At 60.5% G+C, this 17,520-nt stretch carries 18 protein-coding genes; 11 read left to right on the top strand and 7 right to left on the bottom strand.

Annotated features, from left to right (window positions below; genetic code table 11):
- The first annotated feature begins 45 nt into the window (after window positions 1–45).
- Entirely contained in the window at window positions 46–429 is a 384-nt protein-coding gene (locus tag BUB23_RS19805; RefSeq protein ID WP_073106704.1) for a CidA/LrgA family protein, read from the top strand.
- Window positions 426–1,139 carry an LrgB family protein gene (locus tag BUB23_RS19810; protein ID WP_084136153.1) on the top strand — a complete coding sequence of 238 codons (714 nt, stop codon included), beginning with the start codon at window positions 426–428 and terminating at the stop codon, window positions 1,137–1,139. The genes BUB23_RS19805 and BUB23_RS19810 overlap by 4 nt, the downstream gene beginning before the upstream one ends.
- Window positions 1,140–1,169: 30 nt before the next feature.
- On the opposite strand, the gene BUB23_RS19815 is transcribed toward BUB23_RS19810, so the two are convergent.
- Together BUB23_RS19815 and BUB23_RS19820 are read right to left on the bottom strand one after the other, a co-directional pair.
- A complete protein-coding gene (locus tag BUB23_RS19815) occupies window positions 1,170–2,099 on the bottom strand; it encodes a LysR family transcriptional regulator (RefSeq protein ID WP_073106709.1) in 930 nt (309 codons plus the stop codon).
- A 92-nt stretch (window positions 2,100–2,191) separates the two neighbouring features.
- On the bottom strand, window positions 2,192–3,127 hold the full coding sequence (locus BUB23_RS19820) for a LysR family transcriptional regulator (RefSeq protein WP_073106712.1): 936 nt from the start codon (window positions 3,125–3,127) through the stop codon (window positions 2,192–2,194).
- Window positions 3,128–3,286: 159 nt separating this feature from the next.
- On the opposite strand from BUB23_RS19820, the gene BUB23_RS19825 reads away from it, so the two are divergent.
- Complete coding sequence (locus tag BUB23_RS19825) at window positions 3,287–4,297, top strand: MBL fold metallo-hydrolase (protein ID WP_073106715.1); 1,011 nt, start codon at window positions 3,287–3,289, stop codon at window positions 4,295–4,297.
- 71 nt (window positions 4,298–4,368) lie between these two features.
- Here the strand turns inward: BUB23_RS19825 and BUB23_RS19830 are convergent, their stop codons facing one another.
- Window positions 4,369–4,989: a trimeric intracellular cation channel family protein gene (locus tag BUB23_RS19830; protein WP_178372358.1), complete on the bottom strand. Its 621-nt coding sequence runs from the start codon at window positions 4,987–4,989 to the stop codon at window positions 4,369–4,371.
- Entirely contained in the window at window positions 4,986–5,126 is a 141-nt protein-coding gene (locus tag BUB23_RS26835) for a hypothetical protein (RefSeq protein ID WP_178372357.1), read from the bottom strand. Before BUB23_RS26835 ends, BUB23_RS19830 begins: the two co-directional genes overlap by 4 nt.
- A 92-nt stretch (window positions 5,127–5,218) precedes the next feature.
- Here BUB23_RS26835 and BUB23_RS19835 point away from each other — a divergent pair, with 92 nt between their 5' ends.
- The 8 genes from BUB23_RS19835 to BUB23_RS19870 all read left to right on the top strand — a co-directional run bounded on the left by BUB23_RS19835 (window position 5,219) and on the right by BUB23_RS19870 (window position 14,677).
- The gene (locus BUB23_RS19835; RefSeq protein ID WP_084136154.1) at window positions 5,219–6,409 is read left to right on the top strand and encodes a Bug family tripartite tricarboxylate transporter substrate binding protein; all 1,191 of its coding nucleotides are present in this window, start codon (window positions 5,219–5,221) and stop codon (window positions 6,407–6,409) included.
- Between the two features lie 410 nt (window positions 6,410–6,819).
- Complete coding sequence (locus BUB23_RS19840) at window positions 6,820–8,115, top strand: extracellular solute-binding protein (RefSeq protein WP_073106724.1); 1,296 nt, start codon at window positions 6,820–6,822, stop codon at window positions 8,113–8,115.
- Between the two features lie 2 nt (window positions 8,116–8,117).
- Window positions 8,118–9,032, top strand: a complete 915-nt coding sequence (locus BUB23_RS19845) for a carbohydrate ABC transporter permease (protein ID WP_073106727.1) — start codon at window positions 8,118–8,120, stop codon at window positions 9,030–9,032.
- Window positions 9,019–9,828 carry a carbohydrate ABC transporter permease gene (locus BUB23_RS19850; RefSeq protein ID WP_073106729.1) on the top strand — a complete coding sequence of 270 codons (810 nt, stop codon included), beginning with the start codon at window positions 9,019–9,021 and terminating at the stop codon, window positions 9,826–9,828. Before BUB23_RS19845 ends, BUB23_RS19850 begins: the two co-directional genes overlap by 14 nt.
- A gap of 50 nt (window positions 9,829–9,878) precedes the next feature.
- The gene (locus BUB23_RS19855) at window positions 9,879–11,024 is read left to right on the top strand and encodes an ABC transporter ATP-binding protein (protein ID WP_073106732.1); all 1,146 of its coding nucleotides are present in this window, start codon (window positions 9,879–9,881) and stop codon (window positions 11,022–11,024) included.
- A gap of 62 nt (window positions 11,025–11,086) precedes the next feature.
- Window positions 11,087–12,454 (top strand): FAD-dependent oxidoreductase, encoded by a 1,368-nt coding sequence (locus tag BUB23_RS19860; RefSeq protein WP_073106735.1) that lies wholly within the window; start codon window positions 11,087–11,089, stop codon window positions 12,452–12,454.
- A gap of 33 nt (window positions 12,455–12,487) precedes the next feature.
- Complete coding sequence (locus tag BUB23_RS19865; protein WP_073106738.1) at window positions 12,488–13,123, top strand: 2-hydroxychromene-2-carboxylate isomerase; 636 nt, start codon at window positions 12,488–12,490, stop codon at window positions 13,121–13,123.
- A gap of 159 nt (window positions 13,124–13,282) precedes the next feature.
- Window positions 13,283–14,677 (top strand): FAD-dependent oxidoreductase, encoded by a 1,395-nt coding sequence (locus BUB23_RS19870; RefSeq protein ID WP_073106741.1) that lies wholly within the window; start codon window positions 13,283–13,285, stop codon window positions 14,675–14,677.
- A gap of 37 nt (window positions 14,678–14,714) precedes the next feature.
- Here BUB23_RS19870 and BUB23_RS19875 read toward each other — a convergent pair whose 3' ends face one another.
- The 3 genes from BUB23_RS19875 to BUB23_RS19885 all read right to left on the bottom strand — a co-directional run bounded on the left by BUB23_RS19875 (window position 14,715) and on the right by BUB23_RS19885 (window position 17,477).
- Window positions 14,715–15,683: an IclR family transcriptional regulator gene (locus BUB23_RS19875; protein WP_143161060.1), complete on the bottom strand. Its 969-nt coding sequence runs from the start codon at window positions 15,681–15,683 to the stop codon at window positions 14,715–14,717.
- Window positions 15,684–16,073: 390 nt separating this feature from the next.
- On the bottom strand, window positions 16,074–16,253 hold the full coding sequence (locus BUB23_RS19880) for a hypothetical protein (protein ID WP_073106744.1): 180 nt from the start codon (window positions 16,251–16,253) through the stop codon (window positions 16,074–16,076).
- A gap of 27 nt (window positions 16,254–16,280) precedes the next feature.
- On the bottom strand, window positions 16,281–17,477 hold the full coding sequence (locus BUB23_RS19885; protein ID WP_073106746.1) for an MFS transporter: 1,197 nt from the start codon (window positions 17,475–17,477) through the stop codon (window positions 16,281–16,283).
- Window positions 17,478–17,520 lie beyond the last annotated feature (43 nt).

The following is a 17,520-nucleotide window of genomic DNA, read 5'->3' on the forward strand; positions in this document are numbered from 1 at the left end:
CATGCTGGGTGATGATGAAGTCTCGCAATCGGGAGATCGATCGTCATGATAAATGCACTGGCCGCGCTGGTTGGCGCGCAATTGGCAGGGGAGCTGCTGCGCCATTTGCTGCATCTTCCGCTACCCGGTCCCGTCATAGGGATGTTCATATTGGCGGCGGGGCTGTTGATGCGCGGCGATGTGGACCAGCTGCGCGGCTCGGAGCTGGACCGTCTGTCGGATGCGCTGATCGCCAACATGGGCTTGCTGTTTGTGCCGGCGGGGGTGGGCATCGTGACGGAGGTCGGGCTCCTGCGGCAGTATTGGCTTCCCATCCTGATGGGGCTGGTTTTCTCGACGGTGCTGGGCCTGCTGGCCACAGCCCTGGTCATGCATCATGCCACGCCGCGGCCGCGAAGCCGGCCCTTCCATCGCGAGGGCAAGCGATGATGGCGGCCCTGCATGCATTATGGACGCCGCTGGCGGTGAGCCCACTCTTGTGGCTGACGCTGGCCTGTTTTGTGTTCGGCAGGATGGCGCAGCGGCATTGCGGCGGCTCCCCGCTGGTCAATCCGGTGCTGCTTGCCATCATCATGATGGCGCTGCTGCTCGAGGCCACAGACACTTCCTATGCAAGCTATTTCAGCGGCGCCCAATTCATCAATTTCCTGCTCGGGCCGGCGACAGTGGCGTTGGCGGTGCCCCTGGCGATGAATATTGGCCATGTTCGCAGCGGCTTGCGGGAAGTTGGCTTGGCGCTTCTGGCGGGTTCGCTGACTTCCACGGTAAGCGGAGCGCTGCTGGTATGGATGTTCGGCGGCGCGCGCGATGTCGCGATGTCGATGGCCAGCAAATCGGCGACGACCCCGATCGCCATTGCCATCGCACAGGAGGTCGGCGGCGTTCCGGCGCTCACGGCCGCCTTGGCGATAGCGGGCGGCATCGTGGCCGCATCGGTGGGGCAGACTGTGCTTGGCTGGCTGCGCATCACTGATTGGCGCGCGCATGGCTTTGCCGCGGGGGTGGCGGGCAGCGGCGTCGCCGCCGCGCAGGTCGCGCCGCTCAATGGCCTGGCGGCGGCCTTCGCCGCCATCGGTATCGGCCTCAATGGCCTGTTGACTGCGCTCATCGTGCCCTTGCTGGCCGGCCTGTGGCGTTAGCGACCGCCGCCATGCGATCTGCGGACGCGGCTAAGCGCTCCAATAGCCGGGGGTGGAGAAAATCCCGGCGTAGAAATCGACAAAGGCCCGCACTTTGGAGGAGACGGTCTTTTTCGGTGGGTAGACTGCCCAGACGCCGCCCGGTGTACGGCCGGCCTGCACCTGCCAGTCTTCCAGCAGATGCACGAGTTCTCCGGCCTGCAGCGCCTGATTGACGCTCCAATTGGGCAGCAGGGCAACGCCGCTGCCGGCAATGGCGAGGTCCAGGATGGCTTCGGTGTCATTGGCCCGCAGCCGGCCGTGGAGGCGAACTGTCACTTCCCCTCGAACGGCGCCTTTTGCTGTCTTGGGAACCAACAGCCATTTGTCGTCGGTCGCCAGAGCAAAGCGCAGCGCTTCATGGGAAGCCAAGTCCTCGGGCCTGGCAGGCGCCCCGTGCTTTGCGATATAGGCGGGACTGGCGCAGACGATGCGTCTGTGCTCGGCGAGTTTGCGGGCCATCAGTTGCGAATCGGGCAGCGCGCCAATGCGCACCGCCAGATCGATGCCGGAGTCGATCAGATTGATGATTTCATCGGAAAGGATGGCGTCGACCGTGATGTCTGGATACTGTTCCAGAAAACGGGAGAGGTGGCGTATGACATGGCGCCGGCCGAATGATACCGGCATTGTGACCCGCAGGTGGCCTTGCGCTGCGGTGTTCAGGGAGGATGTGATGTGCCGGGCTTCGTCCAGCGCCTGGATGGACAGTTGCGCGTGTTCGCGAAAGACGGTTCCGCCTTCGGTAAGAACCAGCCCGCGGGTTGAGCGGTTGAACAGCGCAATGCCGAGTTCAGCCTCGAGCTGCGCGATCTGCCGCGACACCGTCGATGCCTTGATCTCGAGTTGCTGTGCGGTCTTGCTGAAGCTGAGCGTGTCGGCCGCTGAGAGAAAGGCTCGAACGGCAGCGTAGTAGTCCATTGTTCCGATCTTTGTCAAAGGCGCGCTTCTGGCCCAATAAGCTTCTGGCCCAATAAGCCAGGGGGATGGATAGTCATCATAACCAGGAAGTCCTATGCCATGCGCGCAGGCTCGGGATTCGGGGACTGGTCGGCCGCGCGTATGAAATGCTCGCGCAGCCATTGATGCGCCGGGTCTTCGTGCGATCTGGGGTGCCATGCCATGGCAACGTCAAAGGCCGACAGATGGAAAGGCAGGGATAAGACATCCAGGCCGGCCGCATAGCGCCGCAGCAGTCTGCTCGGCAGGGTCGCCACGCAGTTGGTCTCGCCAAGCACGAGGGGTATCTGGTTGTAGCCGGAGACGGTCAGCGCCACATGGCGTTTACGCTTCAAAATTTCCAGCGCATCGTCCACGCCGCTTTTGAACTTGCCCTCTTGGGAAACCATGACGTGAGCGAGACTGCAGTACTCCTCGATATCAGGATTTTCTGTGCCTCGGGGGTGCCCCTTGCGTTGCGCCAATCGAAACTCGTCTTTGAGCAAGAATCGAACCTTCAAAGCCTCAGGGACTTGTTGGGTCAGGCCTACATATAGATCGATCTCGCCTCTTTCCATTCTATAGGTAAGGTTCGCTTCCACCGGCGCGATAAAGCTTAGGCGTATGCCTGGCGCCTGGTGCGCCCAGACCGACTGCGCAACAGCCAGTCCCACTAGCGTAAAGACATTGTCGTTCACGGCAACCACGAAATCCCGCTGTGCATTGCGCGGCTGGAAGCCTTCGCGCGACGCAACGGCTCCCTGAAGGTCCAGCAATGCCTGATGCAGGCGTGGCTGAATCGCCAATGCGCGGTCGGTGGGAGACATACCCCGGCCAGCCTCGGAAGGCACCAAAAGCGGATCGCCAAACATGTCCCTTAGCCGGCCAAGCTGAGTGGATAGCGCTGGCTGGCTGATGTTCAGCCGTTTGGCGGCTCGTGTGACGTTGCGCTCTTCGAGAAGCGCGTCCAGTGAAATGAGCAAAGGCAGATCCGACCGCCGGATATTCATATTCGATATACCTCGTATAGGGAAAGGTAACTCACTACCGCGAACTATAACGGTTTAGAGTTGGCCCTGAACTGATCTGGACGCGCTGGCGGTCCGGGCAGTCGGCAAATCCCAGTCATCGCGCATGGCGGGAATCTTCATGGTACACAGGAGCAATATATGCGGGTCAACAGTTTTTTTATTTCGAGAGCCGCCGCGGTCTCGATAGCGGCGGTTGTAGCGCTCTCTTCAATAGTCGATGCGACTGCGGGGCCCAAGGCAATTCCTGCGCCGGCTGCCGCACAAGTCCGCGCCCAAGCGCCCGGCGTCTACCGCTACCGCGTGGGCGATTTTCAAGTCACCGCGCTGTCCGATGGTACGGTGCCCCAGGATTTGCATGCGCTGCTGACCAACACGACCCCGGCCGAAATAGACGGTTCACTCGAGCATGCATTCTTATCTAATCCGGTTGAGGCATCCATCAACGCCTTCCTGATCGATACTGGCACAAGGCTTTTGCTGGTCGATACCGGCTCCGGTTCGCTCTTTGGTCCAGGTAATGGCGGCAAGCTGCTCGGGAGCTTAAAGGCGGCGGGCTACCCGCCAGAGCAGATCAACGACATCCTGCTCACTCACATCCACACTGACCATAGCGGTGGCTTGGTTAGCGAGGGTCAACTGGTTTTTCCCAACGCAACCATACATGTGGGCAAGCCTGATGTAGATCTGTTCCTTGATCCTGCGAATATTCACGGCGTCAACGGCTACGACAAGAAGTACTTCGAGGAAGCTGTGAAGACCGTGGGGCCCTACGTTAAAGCGGGTAAAGTCATGCCTTTCACCGGTGCGACCCAGTTGTACCCCGGCGTCAAAGCGATTCCTGCGCCCGGGCATACGCCTGGCCACAGCTTCTATCAGCTTGAGAGCAAGGGCGAGTCGATCGAATTCATCGGCGACATAGTTCACGTAGCCTCGGTGCAATTTTCGAAGCCGAAGATCACGATTCTTTACGACGTGTCCCCTAAAGAAGCCGCGGCGGAACGCCAGAAGCAGTTCGCCATCGCGGCCACTCAGCGCGAGTTGGTGGCAGGCGCCCACCTCCCTTTCCCAGGATTGGGCCATATTCGAGCGGAAGCCGGAGGGGGCTACACTTTCGTGCCGGTTGATTATCGTGATCGCGACGAACACTGATCGGCGCCGATGACGATTGAACTCTTGCCCGAATGGCCTGGCGCCACACCGATCAGGGTGCGGCCGGGCTCCTAGTCGTCGTCGGCAAACCGGGGATGATTCAAGTGGAAGCGCAGCGACAGGTAGCGGATTGCAAAGCACAAGGCTATCGCCGTCCATGGAAGCCAGCGCAAGGACCAGCCGAGCGTTTCGCCGCCAGCCTGGAACGCCGCTGCGATAAGCGCCGCCGAGGCGTAGATTTCTTTCTGCAGGATGACCGGCGTGCGATTGAGCAGCAGGTCGCGCAATGCGCCGCCGCCCACTGCCGATATCACGCCGAGTATGATAGCCGCGCCTATGCCATGGCCATAAGCCAGTGTTTTATGGGCGCCGAAAACGGCAAAAAAACCCAGCCCGACGGCGTCGAAAAGAAGAACCGGGTGGGCGAGCTTTTGCACCAGCTGATTGGCGCCTATGACCGTGCCTGCGGCGACGACGGACAGCCCAAGGTAGCGCCAGTCCGACAAACCCGCGGGCGGCAGGGCGCCTATGCATATGTCCCTCATGATGCCCCCGCCGCAGGCAGTCACGTAGGACAGCGTGATAATGCCGAATAAATCCAGTTTTTTCTGATGCGCGGCGACAGCCCCGCTGATGGCGAAAGCGAATGTGCCTATCAGATCGAGCCACGTAAACAAGACATGTTCGCTCACTCCTTTGGCCCCTGCTCGCATAGCCAGGCCGATGCGGCCGTCAGCATGGCCCGCAGCCCGGTTTCCAATGTGGGATCGAGCGCGGTGGCGAATTCCGCACAGCGGATGCGCTTGGTGGCGGAAGTCAACGCATTCATGGCATTCTCCTTTCAAACCGCTTGAGACGACGGGCCGGGCGGCCCGCCGTCAGAGTACTGGACGCTGATGTGAATCTTACTCCGGGGCGGGTATGGCAGCCGGGGAGTTGATGCCGGACGGCGCAGATGGCGTAATTTCCGCCTGTGAGCAGGGGGCCCGGGTCCCGAACGATACAACGCTGCACCAAGAGCAAAGGGCCTGCCGGTGTAGTATCTATTTCACGCGTGGCATTTTTATCCTGGCTTTAAGAAATCCTGGCTTTAAGAAAAAACGCGACCAAAAACATAACGGAGACAGCAAGATGAATCTACACAAGCTCATTATCGCCATATCGGTAATGCTGGGGCTTGCCGGCATGGTACCTATGGCCCAGGCCGCCGATGCTTATCCCAGCCAACCCATCAAGCTGCTCGTGCCCTTTCCGCCTGGAGGCGGCACGGACACGATGGCCCGTTTCCTGGCCAATGCCTTGACGCAAAAATACGACTGGAACGTGGTGGTTGAAAACCGTCCGGGGGCCGGCGGCACTGTCGGCATGGGAATTCTTGCCCGGGCGACGCCTGACGGCTACAACATGGCGTTGGGACAAACCTCGAATCTGTCGATCAACCCCTACCTTTATGACACTATTTCCTATGATGTCGCCAAGGATTTCGCACCGGTAATTTCAGTGGCGGCGCAGCCGATGGTATTGGTGGTTCGGGCCGACGCTCCCTACAAGTCGGTAAAGGAGCTGATCGCGTATGCCAAAAGCAATCCGGGGAAGTTGACCATAGGCAATGCGGGCACCGGCACAGTGGGCGACATCACCGGCCGTTTCTTTTCCCACGAAGCCGGCCTTGACGTATTGCATGTCCCCTACAAGGGCGCATCTCCCGCCATGAACGACCTTCTGGGCGGGCAGGTCAACGCATTCTTTGCATCCACCCCTGCGGCCATGTCCCAATTGAAGAACCCCAAAGTCCGCCTACTGGCCATTACCACGCCGGAGCCTATTCCGCAGTTTCCCGACGTGCCTCCTTTGGCCAATACGCTGCCGGGTTTCGAGGCGGCATCCAAGACCGGCATTCTGACGCCGGCCGGGACGCGTCCGGAAATTATCAGCATACTGAACAAACAGATCAATGAAGTCCTTAAAAGTCCAAGCTTGCGCGACAAGATCATGGACGAAGGCAATATTGTGCTGGGCGGGACGACGAAGGCGTTCAGCGATGAAATCGCCAAGGATTCCGCCAAATGGTCCAGGATAATCAAAGACGGCGGCATCAGCATCAAACAATGAGCATGAATGGCCTTTGAGGGAATACGCATCCGGATTCAATCAATGTATTGATGGGGTGGTTTCCCAGGCCTCCGCTGCGGGGGTTATGCAGTCCCGGATCTGTTCTATGTGCTATTGCCTCGCCGATCACGGCGAGGCAATCGCTAACGAATAGGCTCCATCCCAAAACATACGCGGACCATCCATTGGCCGGCCTTATCCCAGCGCCCGGCCGGCTCAAGTTCGTCCATGAGTTGCCGCGCAAACCGCAACAAGCAGTGTCGCGCCTGACGCCGTGCGCGTTTGCGTCCGCCGGGCGGTTCATTCCTCCATCTGGCGGATGAAGTTTGGTTGACAATCAGAAATTGTCGGTGCATCATTAATAAAACATTGCTTCATCTATAAATCAAATGAGAGACAAAGAGGCAGACATGACCACATCCTCCCGCAGCATATCCATCCCGCGGCGTTCGTTTCTGGTTGCGGCTACTGCTGGCGCGGCAACGCTGGCCCTCGGAATATCGCCCCCCGCATTCGCAAAGAAAACCAAGCTTGTTTATTGGAGCCCGCTCGACCCTAAAGCCGACAACAGCCGGTCCAAGGGCGAGGCCGCAATGATCGGGATTTTCAGGAAGCAGCATCCAGACATTGACCTGGAAGTGCAGCCAGTTCCCTGGCAGGTTATGGGACAGCAGCTTATCCAGGCCGTCCTGGCCGGAACAGGGCCTGATGTCGCCCAGCTCTCCACGACCAATCTTCCGGACCAGGTCGGCGCCGGCTCCGCGGCGCCGCTCAATGACTACGTCGACAAATACCTGTCCGAAGAGCAGAAAAATGACTTCCTTCTGCCGCGCGACAATACTGTCTATGACGGCCAGACCATGGCCTATTACTGGAGTACCTTGCTGGGCAACGAGCTTTGGTACTTGAAGGATGCCGTCAATGGCGAGCCGCCCATGGACTGGAATGAGCTGCCGGCATACTTGAAAGCGGCAGGCGACAAGGCGGGCGTGCCGGGCTTCCTCATTGGCCTTAGCCAGCAAGGCAATGGCATTGGTCTGACTAACCCCCTGATTCCGGCTCTTTGGGCTTGCGGGGCCGACTATGTCCTGCCCAACGGCGAACTTGGTTTCGCCAATGCCAATGGCGAGAAGGCGTTCCAGTGGCTGGTGGGTATGGTGCGCAAGCATAAGGTTACGCCCGAGTCCATCATATCGCTGACGCGGGACAACGTGCTGGACGCCATGAAGGGCCGCAAGACGGCTTCCGTCATCCTAAGCAGCAATATCGTATCATCGGCGCGCGCCTCGCTTGGCGAGTCCATGGGCCTGGCCAAGCAGCCGGGGCCAAACGGGCCATGCCCGGCATTCGCAACCGGCAAATTCCTTATCATGACAAAATCGTGCCAGGAGAAGGAAGCTGCGGGACTATTCATCCAGTCAATGATCTCGCCCGAATCGCAGTTGCAAAACGCCCGGATCGGATCCGAGATCCCGGTGCTCAAGTCGGTTGCCGGCAATCCGTATTTTTCCACGCCCGAAGCAGCCGACATCAAGTTCGCACTGGACTACATGGCATCCAATCCGCATCCATTCAAGTATCCGATGCGCACCGACTATCTGCAGACGCGGATAGCATTGGCCACCCAGCAAATCTTCAAAGGCACTCCGATCAAAACTGCGCTGGAGCAGGTTGCGCAGGACTGGAACAACAACAGAAAGGCCTGAGCGTGCACGTTTCCAACCTGACAGCCCGTCGCAGCCCGGCGGGCGCCTTGATGAAGCGCGCGTCTCCCTATCTGTTGCTGGTTCCGGCCGCCGCATTCGTATTGCTGGTCACGGTGTACCCGATCATCAGCCTGTTCTATACAGCGTTCCATTCCACCAACTACTTTCAGGTCGGCGGGTTCAGCGGCCTGGCGAACTTCGCACCGCTCTTCAGCGCCAGCGGCGCGAAATCGTTCACGGCTTCGGCGGTCTTCGTCATTGCGTCGGACATCCTGACCGTAAGCGTGGCGCTATGCCTGGCGCTGGTCATGGAGGCGCCGTTGCGCAAGCGCGGGTTGCTGCGCACTTTCATCATGCTGCCCTGGCTGGTTTCGATGGTAGTCACATCCTTGCTTTGGCAGGCCATGCTTGATCCGAATTTCGGGCCGATCACCCACTTCGCACACGTGATGTTCGGCTGGAATATCTCGCTGCTCAGCGACGAGACGTCCGCCATGGCGGTTTTGGTGCTGGCCAATGTGTGGCGCTCATATCCTTTCGCGCTCGTGCTTATCCTGGCGGCGTTGCAATCGATACCCGATGAGCTTTACGAGGCCGCGCGCCTGGATGGCGCCTCGCGTTGGACGGAGTTGCGCCATATTGCCTTGCCGCTGGCCGGCCGCACGATCTTGGTCGTGCTGATTCTCCTTACATTCGAATATTTCACCCTGGTGACCCTGCCATTCATCATGACAAGCGGCGGACCCAACGAAGCCACCTATCTGTTGTCGCTTCGCATCTGGCGCGAAGCATTCACCAACTATCAGTTCGGGCTTTCGGCCGCGACCGGAGTTGTCGTCTTCCTGCTCAATCTGGCGCTTAGCGGGTTCTACATCTATCACTTCGTGCTCAAGGGGTCGGACAATGTTTCGCGGTAAAGCTACGCTGTGGATGTACCTGATCGCCGTGCTGGCGGGGCTGGGCGCCGTTGTGCCGCTTGCCTGGCTTTTCATGCTGTCCCTGGATCCATCGCAGGGGGCGGCCACATCAGGGGCCGTGTATTCGCTGCAAAACTATTCAGCGGTCCTGTTCGAGTCCCTGATGGCACGGTACTTCCTGAATACCGCCCTGGTCGCGCTGGCCACGGTGGCGTGCACCCTGATCTGCGCTTGCATGGGCGCATACGCCGCTTCGCGCTATCGCTTCCGTGGCCGCGAAGCAGCCATGGTGGGGCTGCTGGTCGCATCGATGACGCCGGTAATCGCCGTGCTGGTTCCGCTCTACGCGTATGCGGCGAAATTGCAGATGCTCAATACCTATCAGATCCTGATCGTGATTTTCACGGCTTGGCAACTGCCGGGAACCTTGTGGCTGATACGCTCGTTCATGGATGCGATACCCGTAGAGCTGGAGGAGGCTGCCCTTGTGGACGGCTGCACGCGCGCCGGGGCGTTTTTCCGGGTGGTTCTGCCGCAACTGGCGCCGGGCCTGGTCGCCGCCGGGCTCATCGTTTTCGTCTACGTATGGAACGAGTTCATCGTCGCCGTGAGTCTGGCGCCCAAACAGGACATGCGTCTGATCTCAGTGGGCTTGTACTTCTATCTGTCCGAGTTCGGCATTGAGTGGGGCAAGATCTCGGCCGGTGCGATTCTGTCCATCCTGCCGCCGGCGGCGCTCTTTCTGTTTCTGCAGCGCAAGCTGATCCATGGCCTCAGCGCGGGAGCGGTGAAATAGTCCGGGCGCGCGGCATCCTGTATAGAACCTGATCAAACCAAAGGCGGAACATGGCTTCAGTCGACATTTTCAACGTCACCAAATCATTCGGCACACAGCAGATATTGCACGGCATCAACCTGAGCGTCGGAGATGGCGAGTTTGTTGCGCTGGTCGGCCCCTCAGGCTGCGGCAAGTCAACGCTGCTGCGCATGATCGCGGGACTCGAGGAAATCAGCGGAGGCGAGATTGCCATCGATGGCGCGGTCGTCAATGGCCTTGCACCCAAGGACAGGGACATCGCCATGGTGTTTCAGAACTACGCCCTTTATCCTCACATGACGGTGCATGACAACATGGCTTTCAGCCTGAAACTGCGGAAGGTGAGCGCGGCCGACATAGAGCAAAGGGTCGCCTCCGCGGCCGATATTCTTGGCATGACCTCCTATCTTCGCCACCTTCCCCGGCAGTTGTCGGGGGGCCAGCGCCAGCGCGTGGCCATGGGCCGCGCTATTGTGCGCGACCCGAAAGTGTTTCTGTTCGACGAGCCCTTGTCCAATCTCGATGCCAAGCTCCGTGTGAATATGCGCACCGAGATCAAGGCGCTGCATCAGCGATTGGGAACCACCTCTGTCTATGTCACCCACGATCAGGTGGAAGCCATGACGATGGCCGACCGGATCATTGTTCTTACTGACGGCAAGGTAGAGCAGATCGGTACGCCGCTCGAGCTTTACGACAGTCCGGCCAATTTGACCGTGGCGGGATTCATCGGATCGCCGGCAATGAATTTCATTCCCGGCGTGCTGCGCAAGGGCAGGGATGGCGTGGTGGTGGCGATGGCGCAGGGCTTGTCCCTGCCGCTTCCTGAGAATACGGGCGGCGCGGACGGCCAAAGCATCATTTATGGGGTAAGACCGGAGCATCTGCAACTCAATGGATCCCAAGGCCTGCCATGCGATGTCAGTGTTGTCGAGCCTACTGGCGCAAGCACCTACGTCTACGCCAACACGGCGGGCGTCGCCATTTGCGGCATGTTCGCCGAGCGCCATGTGCTGGCTCCGGGCGCAACCATCTGGCTGCAGCCCATGCTGGACAAGGTGCATTTGTTCGATGCCGCCAGCCGGCAGGCCATCCCCATGGGACGCAGGGCTGGCGCAAGTCCGCTCGCGCAGCCGGCGCTGGTCTCCCGGTGCAGCGATTCCGCGGCAGTGTAAATCAAGCCGCTCCCGATAATCCGCAGGGCCGACATGCCCTGCAGCCTACTTATGGAAGACTCATGAGTCTGAAAATAGAAAATCTGATCGACGAAACATTCGATGTGCTGGTGGGCGGCGGCGGCGTGGCCGGTATATCCGCCGCCCTGGCCGCTGCGCGCCAGGGCGCCCGGACGGTGCTGGTGGAACCGCGGCCCTTCATCGGAGGGAACGCGGCCACCGGGCTTTGCATTCACACATTCCTGAGCAAGCAGGGAAAGCAGGTGGTGTATGGCATCGCGCAGGAAATTGTCGACCGGCTGATTGTGCTGGGCGGCGCCGTGGGCCACGTGCCTACCCAGGGCGGTTATGTCTATGCTGTCACGCCGGTCGATGCGGACTTGTTCCGCATGGAGGCGACAGCGATGCTGGCCGAGGCGGGGGTTGTCGTGCTGTATGGCACGACCTTGCTGGCGGCCGATGCCGACGATGGAACGGTGCGCAGGGTCACGGTCTGCAGCAAAGACCGCCTGGGCTATCTCAAGGCCAAGGTTTTTGTCGATGCGACAGGAGACGCGGATCTGGCATTTCAGGCTGGCGCGCAGTGCCGCGAGGGATGGGACGGCAGTGGGGCGATGCAGCCGGTTTCCATGATGCTGCGGGCCGTGTCCGTGGACTTGTCCAAGGCATGCGCAGCGCTGTCCGAGTTTCCCCCGGTATATGCGGGCAAGCCCGGCATCGACCCATTCCCGGTTTATTTTCACGGTACCTTCACGCGCTGGAATGCGATCCTGCGCGACATGGGCGTCTACGACCACGATGATCACCAATTCTGGACGAACACGGTATGGCCGAACCAGCTCAATATCAACGCCAGTCGTATGGCCGGCGTGAATGGCAATGACCCTATCGACCTGTCGCGGGCGACGCTGCAGTTGACCAGACAGGTTCAGGGTCTGGCGCAGTTTCTTCAGAAGTACATACCGGGCTTCGAGAATGCCTTGTTCTTGCCGAACGCCTTTGTCGGTGTTCGTGAAACCCGCAATATTAAAGGCGTGTACGAGATCAATGAAGAGGACATCCGCGTCGGACGCAAGTTCGACGACTCGATCGGACAGGCCTGCTTTCCGGTGGACATCCACCACCCGGACGGCAAGTCGCAGCAGCACATCGACGTGGGTGGGGACGGCGCTTACGACCTTCCTTACCGCGCCCTGATTCCTCAGGGATACACCAATCTGCTCGCGGCCGGGCGTTGCCTGTCGGCGACTTCATACGCCCATGGGGCGACCCGCAACATGGCGCCGTGCATGGTGACTGGCGAGGCGGCAGGAGTGGCTGCGGCGCTTGCCGCGCAAACTAATACAGCCTGCGGCGAGCTTGCCCTCGACCTGCTGCAGGCCCGGTTGCGAGAGTCGGGCGTTTATCTGGGCGACTCGGCGCCAGCCTGACCGGCGCCCGTCGATTCTGAGAGGATCAAAGCCATGTCTGTAGCGGTGGATTACTACTTCAGTGTTGCCAGCCCCTGGGCCTATCTTGGCAGCGCCCGGTTCATGGATATGGTGGCGCAACACTGCGCGTCGCCGCGCGTCCTGCCGATCGACCTGGGCCGCGTGTTCGCAACCACGGGAGGCCTGCCTTATCCGGAGCGTGCCGCGGCGCGACGGGCATATCGGCAGATGGACCTGGGCAGGTGGCGCGACCGCCTGGGCATCCCCCTGCGGCTGGAGCCCAGGTTTTATCCCGTCGATCGCAAGCCGGCGAGCTATCTGCTGATCGCGGCCAGGCGGCAGGATCAGGCGGCGGCATTGAGGCTGTCCCACGCGATACTGCGCACCGTATGGGCCGATGATGGCAATATCGCGGACTGGAAGGTGCTCAGGGCGTTGGCGGATGAGGCCGGTCTTGACGGCGCCGCCTTGGCGGACCATGCAGGGGCGCCAGCTATTGCCGAGCAATTTGAAAGTGATACCGACATGGCGATTGCCGCCCGGGTGTTTGGGTCGCCCAGCTATGTCATCGATGGCGAGATTTTCTGGGGCCAGGATCGACTCGACTTTGTCGCGCAAAGACTCGCATCGGCCTGCGGCTCGCTGAACCGCGCGCTAAGCAGGAATTAGATACGAAACCGGCTGTTCGTCATCTGTCGCCAAGCGAAAGCTTGCGCTGGACGGACAGCAAGTCACGTCAAGTGACCATATATGAAACATTGATTTGCCAATGGATCAGTCTAGCATGTGCTACGGACTGATCGCCACTCACTTCCATGGAGTCAGATAATGAACACTACAAGCAACCCCCGGTCGATCACCGTTCCGCAGCAGAAGATCCCCTTGCTGCTCGAGGCCGACATCGTGGTCGTGGGCGGCGGTACCACCGGCCCCTTTGCCGCGATATCGGCAGCGCGCCGCGGGAAGAAGGTCGTGATGATCGAACGCTTTGGCTCGCTTGGCGGCAATCTTACCCTGGGCTTGAACACCAAGCCGTCCGGCGCCCTTATAGGGGGTCTTCCGCTGGAAATCTGGAACCTCGCCCGCTCAACCGGCGGCGCGGGCGCCGACTACATGGCCATGTCCAAGACCGGCGGGGTAAAAATCGCCTCGCCGTGCGATCCGGAGATCATGAAGATTCTCCTGACCCGCCTGTGTGTCGAGTCGGGTGTCCAGATATTGTTCGAAACATTCGTGTCCGCGCCCGTGGTGGAGGACGGCTCTATTACCGGCGTCATCATCGAAAGCAAGGCCGGCCGCCAATTCATAAGCGCCAAAGTCGTGATCGACTGTTCCGCGGATGCCGACATTGCGGTCCAGGCCAAGGTGCCGTTCGTCATGGGGGCCGGCGACAGCGACGCCACGATGCAGCCGGTGTCGATGTACTACACAATGAACGGCGTCGATGTGAAGCGTCTTGCCGAATGGGCGCGCACGTGCGACGACATCCCCGCGCGAGCAATTCCGGATAACGACAAGGATCTGCAATATGGCTTGTGGCTGACCGGCTTCAACGGCATGCTAAGGCAGTTCGAGGCCGATACCGGCACCAGCCTGCAGCGCGACAATATCACCTTGAAAACGGCAAATGGGCTGATGTATATCAACGCAACGCGCGTGCTCGGCGTGGACATTTTTTCGCCGGTCGAATTCACCGCGGCCATTGTGGAATGCTACCGGCAAATCGAAGCCGTCAGCGAGTTTCTGCGTACTCGGGTGCCGGGTTTTGAGCAGGCCCATATAGGTCAGATCGCGCCGGTGCTCGGCGTGCGCGAAACACGACACATCCGTGGCGAATATACGCTGACGGGTCCTGATGCGCTGGAAGGCAAACGTTTTGAGGACAGCATCGCCGCCGATGCCTCGGCGCTGGACATTCACGACCCTAAAGGCGGCGATGTCGATTTCCGCGGCATGCAGCCTTACGAAATTCCCTATGGCTGCCTGGTGCCTTTGGGCGTAGAGCAATTGCTCGTCGCCGGGCGCTGCATTTCAGCCGACCATACCGCGCACGCCCGCTCGCGCAACATGCCGGCTTGCATGGCAACCGGCCAGGCGGCTGGCATCGCGGCGGCCGTCGCGCTGGATGAAGGCGTATCGGTGCGCGATGTGCCTGTCCGTATGGTGCAGGAGGTATTGCGGTCGATCGGGATGCCCTTGCATGCCGAAGAGATCTTTTCCTAGGCGCTACAGCGGGATTCGAAAGGGGGACTGGGGAAGGTCAGCTTCCCCGGTAACCGAGCCCGGACGATATGGCGGCCGCGGCGCTCAGCACTTCATCCTTGAGTCGTCCTTCCTGCTCTTGCATGATGCTGAGCGACTCATAATCCGATACGTTGACGCCGGCGACGATGCGCCCGCTTTGATCGCGCACGGGCGCAGCCACGCTTGCAATGCCTTGCGAATACTCGGACCGGTACGAAACGTAACCAGCGGCGCGTTCCCGTTCGAGGTCGCGGCATAACGCCTCGACCGTGTCGGGCGTGTCGGGACTGAACTTTTGCATTTCGATGCCGCGGTAAAGTTCGTGCAGGGCCTCGGGCTGCATGTCAAACAACAGCACCCGTCCGATCGACGTGGCATGCGCGGGCATGCGGATACCCGCGGGAACATGATTGCGCAAACGATGCTTGGAAGGCGCGCTAAGGATATAGACCACTTCCGTCCCATCGCGCACGCCCATGTGGGCCGAAGCGTCCATGCGATCGCGCAGGCCTTCCAGGACAGGCTGGCCGATTTCCACCAGATCCAGCGAGCCTAGATACTCAAACCCCAGCGACAGCACATTGAGCCCCAATTGAAATGCGCTGGAATGGGGTGTGCGCTGCAGGAAGCCGTCGGCTTCAAGCGTATAGGCGAGCCGGAAAGCCGTTGCGCGCGATACGCGCAGTTCGCGTACCATTTCAGGCACCGATATCACACGCCGCCGCGTGTTGAAAAGGCGTAGCATCGCCAAGCCCCGCCGCAATCCGGGTACGATGTAGCGCTCGTTTTCGCCGCTTGCGGCACCGCCCGGTTTCTGGCTTTGGGCTGTTGGGTCCGCCGACGCCTTTTGGACGCTTCCGGGAGGCTTTGGAACCTTTGGGGTGGCCTGGCTGGTCTTTGCTGTCACGTTTTTGGGGCCGTTTTCACAGGTGGAGTGGCGCTGGGAGGCATATAGGCAGTCATATTCAAAAATTGTATTACACATGGCCGGAATCGGCCAGGCCAGTTTGGCAGCAACCACGCTTTTAGCGTCCAGCGGCCGACGCAGCGCTTTTTTGAAGGGTGCGAAGATCGGGGCCGTACGCAAATCAAGGACATTCCGGAGCGCGACTGCCAGGCTTTCAAGCGCCTTGTCGAGAAGCTGGGGATTGCTTGCTGGCCCGCTGCCCACCTCGGGCCGGCGTTGTGCCGTTCAGCGCCATTTGCTCAGTACGGACGCCAGGCGGGCAATCCCGCCGCGGCCGTTCTTCATCGATCTTTTTCAGTGTCCGGAACGTCGATCCCGTGTTTTCACCGGCGGAGCGGATGGGGGGCCACCGGCGGGCGCCAGCGCGTGCGCGTCGCCTTGCGCATTGTGAGCAACAATGAATAGGGCTTAAAACCCGCACATCGACATGAAGTTGGCCCACTGGATTTGCATCTGCGGCGTGAGGTAGCCCGCGAACGAGAGCGCCAGCACCACGGCCAGCGCCAGCCCGCCGGCGATGCGCCCCAGGCGCAGGCGCCGGGCGGGCCTCACTGTTGTCCCGATACCGCTGGAAAGGTTTGTGGACATATGCGTCACCCTGTCGGAAAGTTTGCGTCAGGCCGCCGCCGGGGCGGCGAGCGTCTGCTCCTTGATGGGCAGGCACAACACGGCGGCGACCACCGCCAGCACGATGCCAGTCCACCACACCATTGTATAGCCACCTGTGGCCTGGTAGACATAGCCGCCCATCCATACGCCGATGAAGCTGCCGACCTGATGCCCCAGGAAGGCAATGCCCGACAATGTGGCGGCATAGCGCAGGCCATAGATCTGTCCGATGAGGCCTTGGGTCAGAGGCACGGTACCCAGCCAGAACAGGCCCATCCATGCGGCAAACACATAGGCGACGAGAGGTGTCAAGGGGACGGCGAGCAGGAATATGATGCCGAACGCCCGCAAAAAATATACGGCCGCCAGCAGCGTCTTCTTGCTGTAGCGCCCGCCCAGCTTGCCCGCATAGATGCAGCCCGCTACGTTGAACAGCCCGATCAAGGCAATTGCCATGGCGCCATTGGCGGCAGTCAGGCCGCCGTCGGCCAGGTAGGCGGGCAGATGCAGCGTGATGAAGGCGGTGTGGAAACCGCAAACGGCATAGCTCCAGAACAGGAAATGGAAGGAGCGGTGGGCAAGCGCCTGGCGTATGGCGCTGCCCAGGCTATGGGTGCCTGCGGGGGAGTCGGGACGGCCCTTGAGGAATACGGCCAAAGGCAAACCGGCCGCGACGAACATCGACAGCACCCACAGCGCGCCCGTCCAGTCCATGGTCGAAATCAGTAGCTGGCCTGTCGGCACGATGGCGAACTGGCCCAAAGAGCCGCCCGCGCTTGCAATGCCCATGGCCGTGCTGCGATAGGCGGGCGGAACCGCGCGCGCCACTACCGGAAGAATGACGGGAAAGGTGGTCCCTGCCTGTCCCAGGCCGACCAAGAGTCCCGCCGTCAGGTATAGGCTCATTTCATCGCTCGATAAGCGCACCCCGATCATGCCCAGCGCATAGAGCGCAGCTCCCAGCGCTATGGTGCGGCCCGCGCCCCAGCGGTCGGCCAGCATCCCCATGAAAATCGCGCCTACGCCCCAGACGAGGTTTTGAATGGCGAAGGCCAGCGAAAAGACGTCGCGGCCCCATCCGTGTTCCAGGCCCATCGGTTGCATGAACAGACCGAACGTTGCCCGCACGCCCAGGGACAGCAGCACGATGAAAGCGCCGATATACAGTGTGCGCAGATAGGGTGGTTGTGCTTGGATCGTCATAGGAATGGACATTGCGTGACGTTGGCAGGATGGCGTCCTGTGC

Source organism: Pollutimonas bauzanensis (genome assembly GCF_900129885.1).
GTDB lineage: Bacteria > Pseudomonadota > Gammaproteobacteria > Burkholderiales > Burkholderiaceae_B > Pollutimonas > Pollutimonas bauzanensis.

Coding starts and splice junctions, on each gene's coding strand:
- BUB23_RS19825 (WP_073106715.1), top strand. CDS start 3,287: ATGCGGGTCAACAGTTTTTTTATTTCGAGAGCCGCCGCGGTCTCGATA.
- BUB23_RS19865 (WP_073106738.1), top strand. CDS start 12,488: ATGTCTGTAGCGGTGGATTACTACTTCAGTGTTGCCAGCCCCTGGGCC.
- BUB23_RS19840 (WP_073106724.1), top strand. CDS start 6,820: ATGACCACATCCTCCCGCAGCATATCCATCCCGCGGCGTTCGTTTCTG.
- BUB23_RS19885 (WP_073106746.1), bottom strand. CDS start 17,477: ATGACGATCCAAGCACAACCACCCTATCTGCGCACACTGTATATCGGC.
- BUB23_RS26835 (WP_178372357.1), bottom strand. CDS start 5,126: ATGAATGCGTTGACTTCCGCCACCAAGCGCATCCGCTGTGCGGAATTC.
- BUB23_RS19810 (WP_084136153.1), top strand. CDS start 426: ATGATGGCGGCCCTGCATGCATTATGGACGCCGCTGGCGGTGAGCCCA.
- BUB23_RS19870 (WP_073106741.1), top strand. CDS start 13,283: ATGAACACTACAAGCAACCCCCGGTCGATCACCGTTCCGCAGCAGAAG.
- BUB23_RS19855 (WP_073106732.1), top strand. CDS start 9,879: ATGGCTTCAGTCGACATTTTCAACGTCACCAAATCATTCGGCACACAG.
- BUB23_RS19805 (WP_073106704.1), top strand. CDS start 46: ATGATAAATGCACTGGCCGCGCTGGTTGGCGCGCAATTGGCAGGGGAG.
- BUB23_RS19880 (WP_073106744.1), bottom strand. CDS start 16,253: ATGTCCACAAACCTTTCCAGCGGTATCGGGACAACAGTGAGGCCCGCC.
- BUB23_RS19850 (WP_073106729.1), top strand. CDS start 9,019: ATGTTTCGCGGTAAAGCTACGCTGTGGATGTACCTGATCGCCGTGCTG.
- BUB23_RS19835 (WP_084136154.1), top strand. CDS start 5,219: ATGGCAGCCGGGGAGTTGATGCCGGACGGCGCAGATGGCGTAATTTCC.
- BUB23_RS19875 (WP_143161060.1), bottom strand. CDS start 15,683: ATGTGTAATACAATTTTTGAATATGACTGCCTATATGCCTCCCAGCGC.
- BUB23_RS19820 (WP_073106712.1), bottom strand. CDS start 3,127: ATGAATATCCGGCGGTCGGATCTGCCTTTGCTCATTTCACTGGACGCG.
- BUB23_RS19815 (WP_073106709.1), bottom strand. CDS start 2,099: ATGGACTACTACGCTGCCGTTCGAGCCTTTCTCTCAGCGGCCGACACG.
- BUB23_RS19860 (WP_073106735.1), top strand. CDS start 11,087: ATGAGTCTGAAAATAGAAAATCTGATCGACGAAACATTCGATGTGCTG.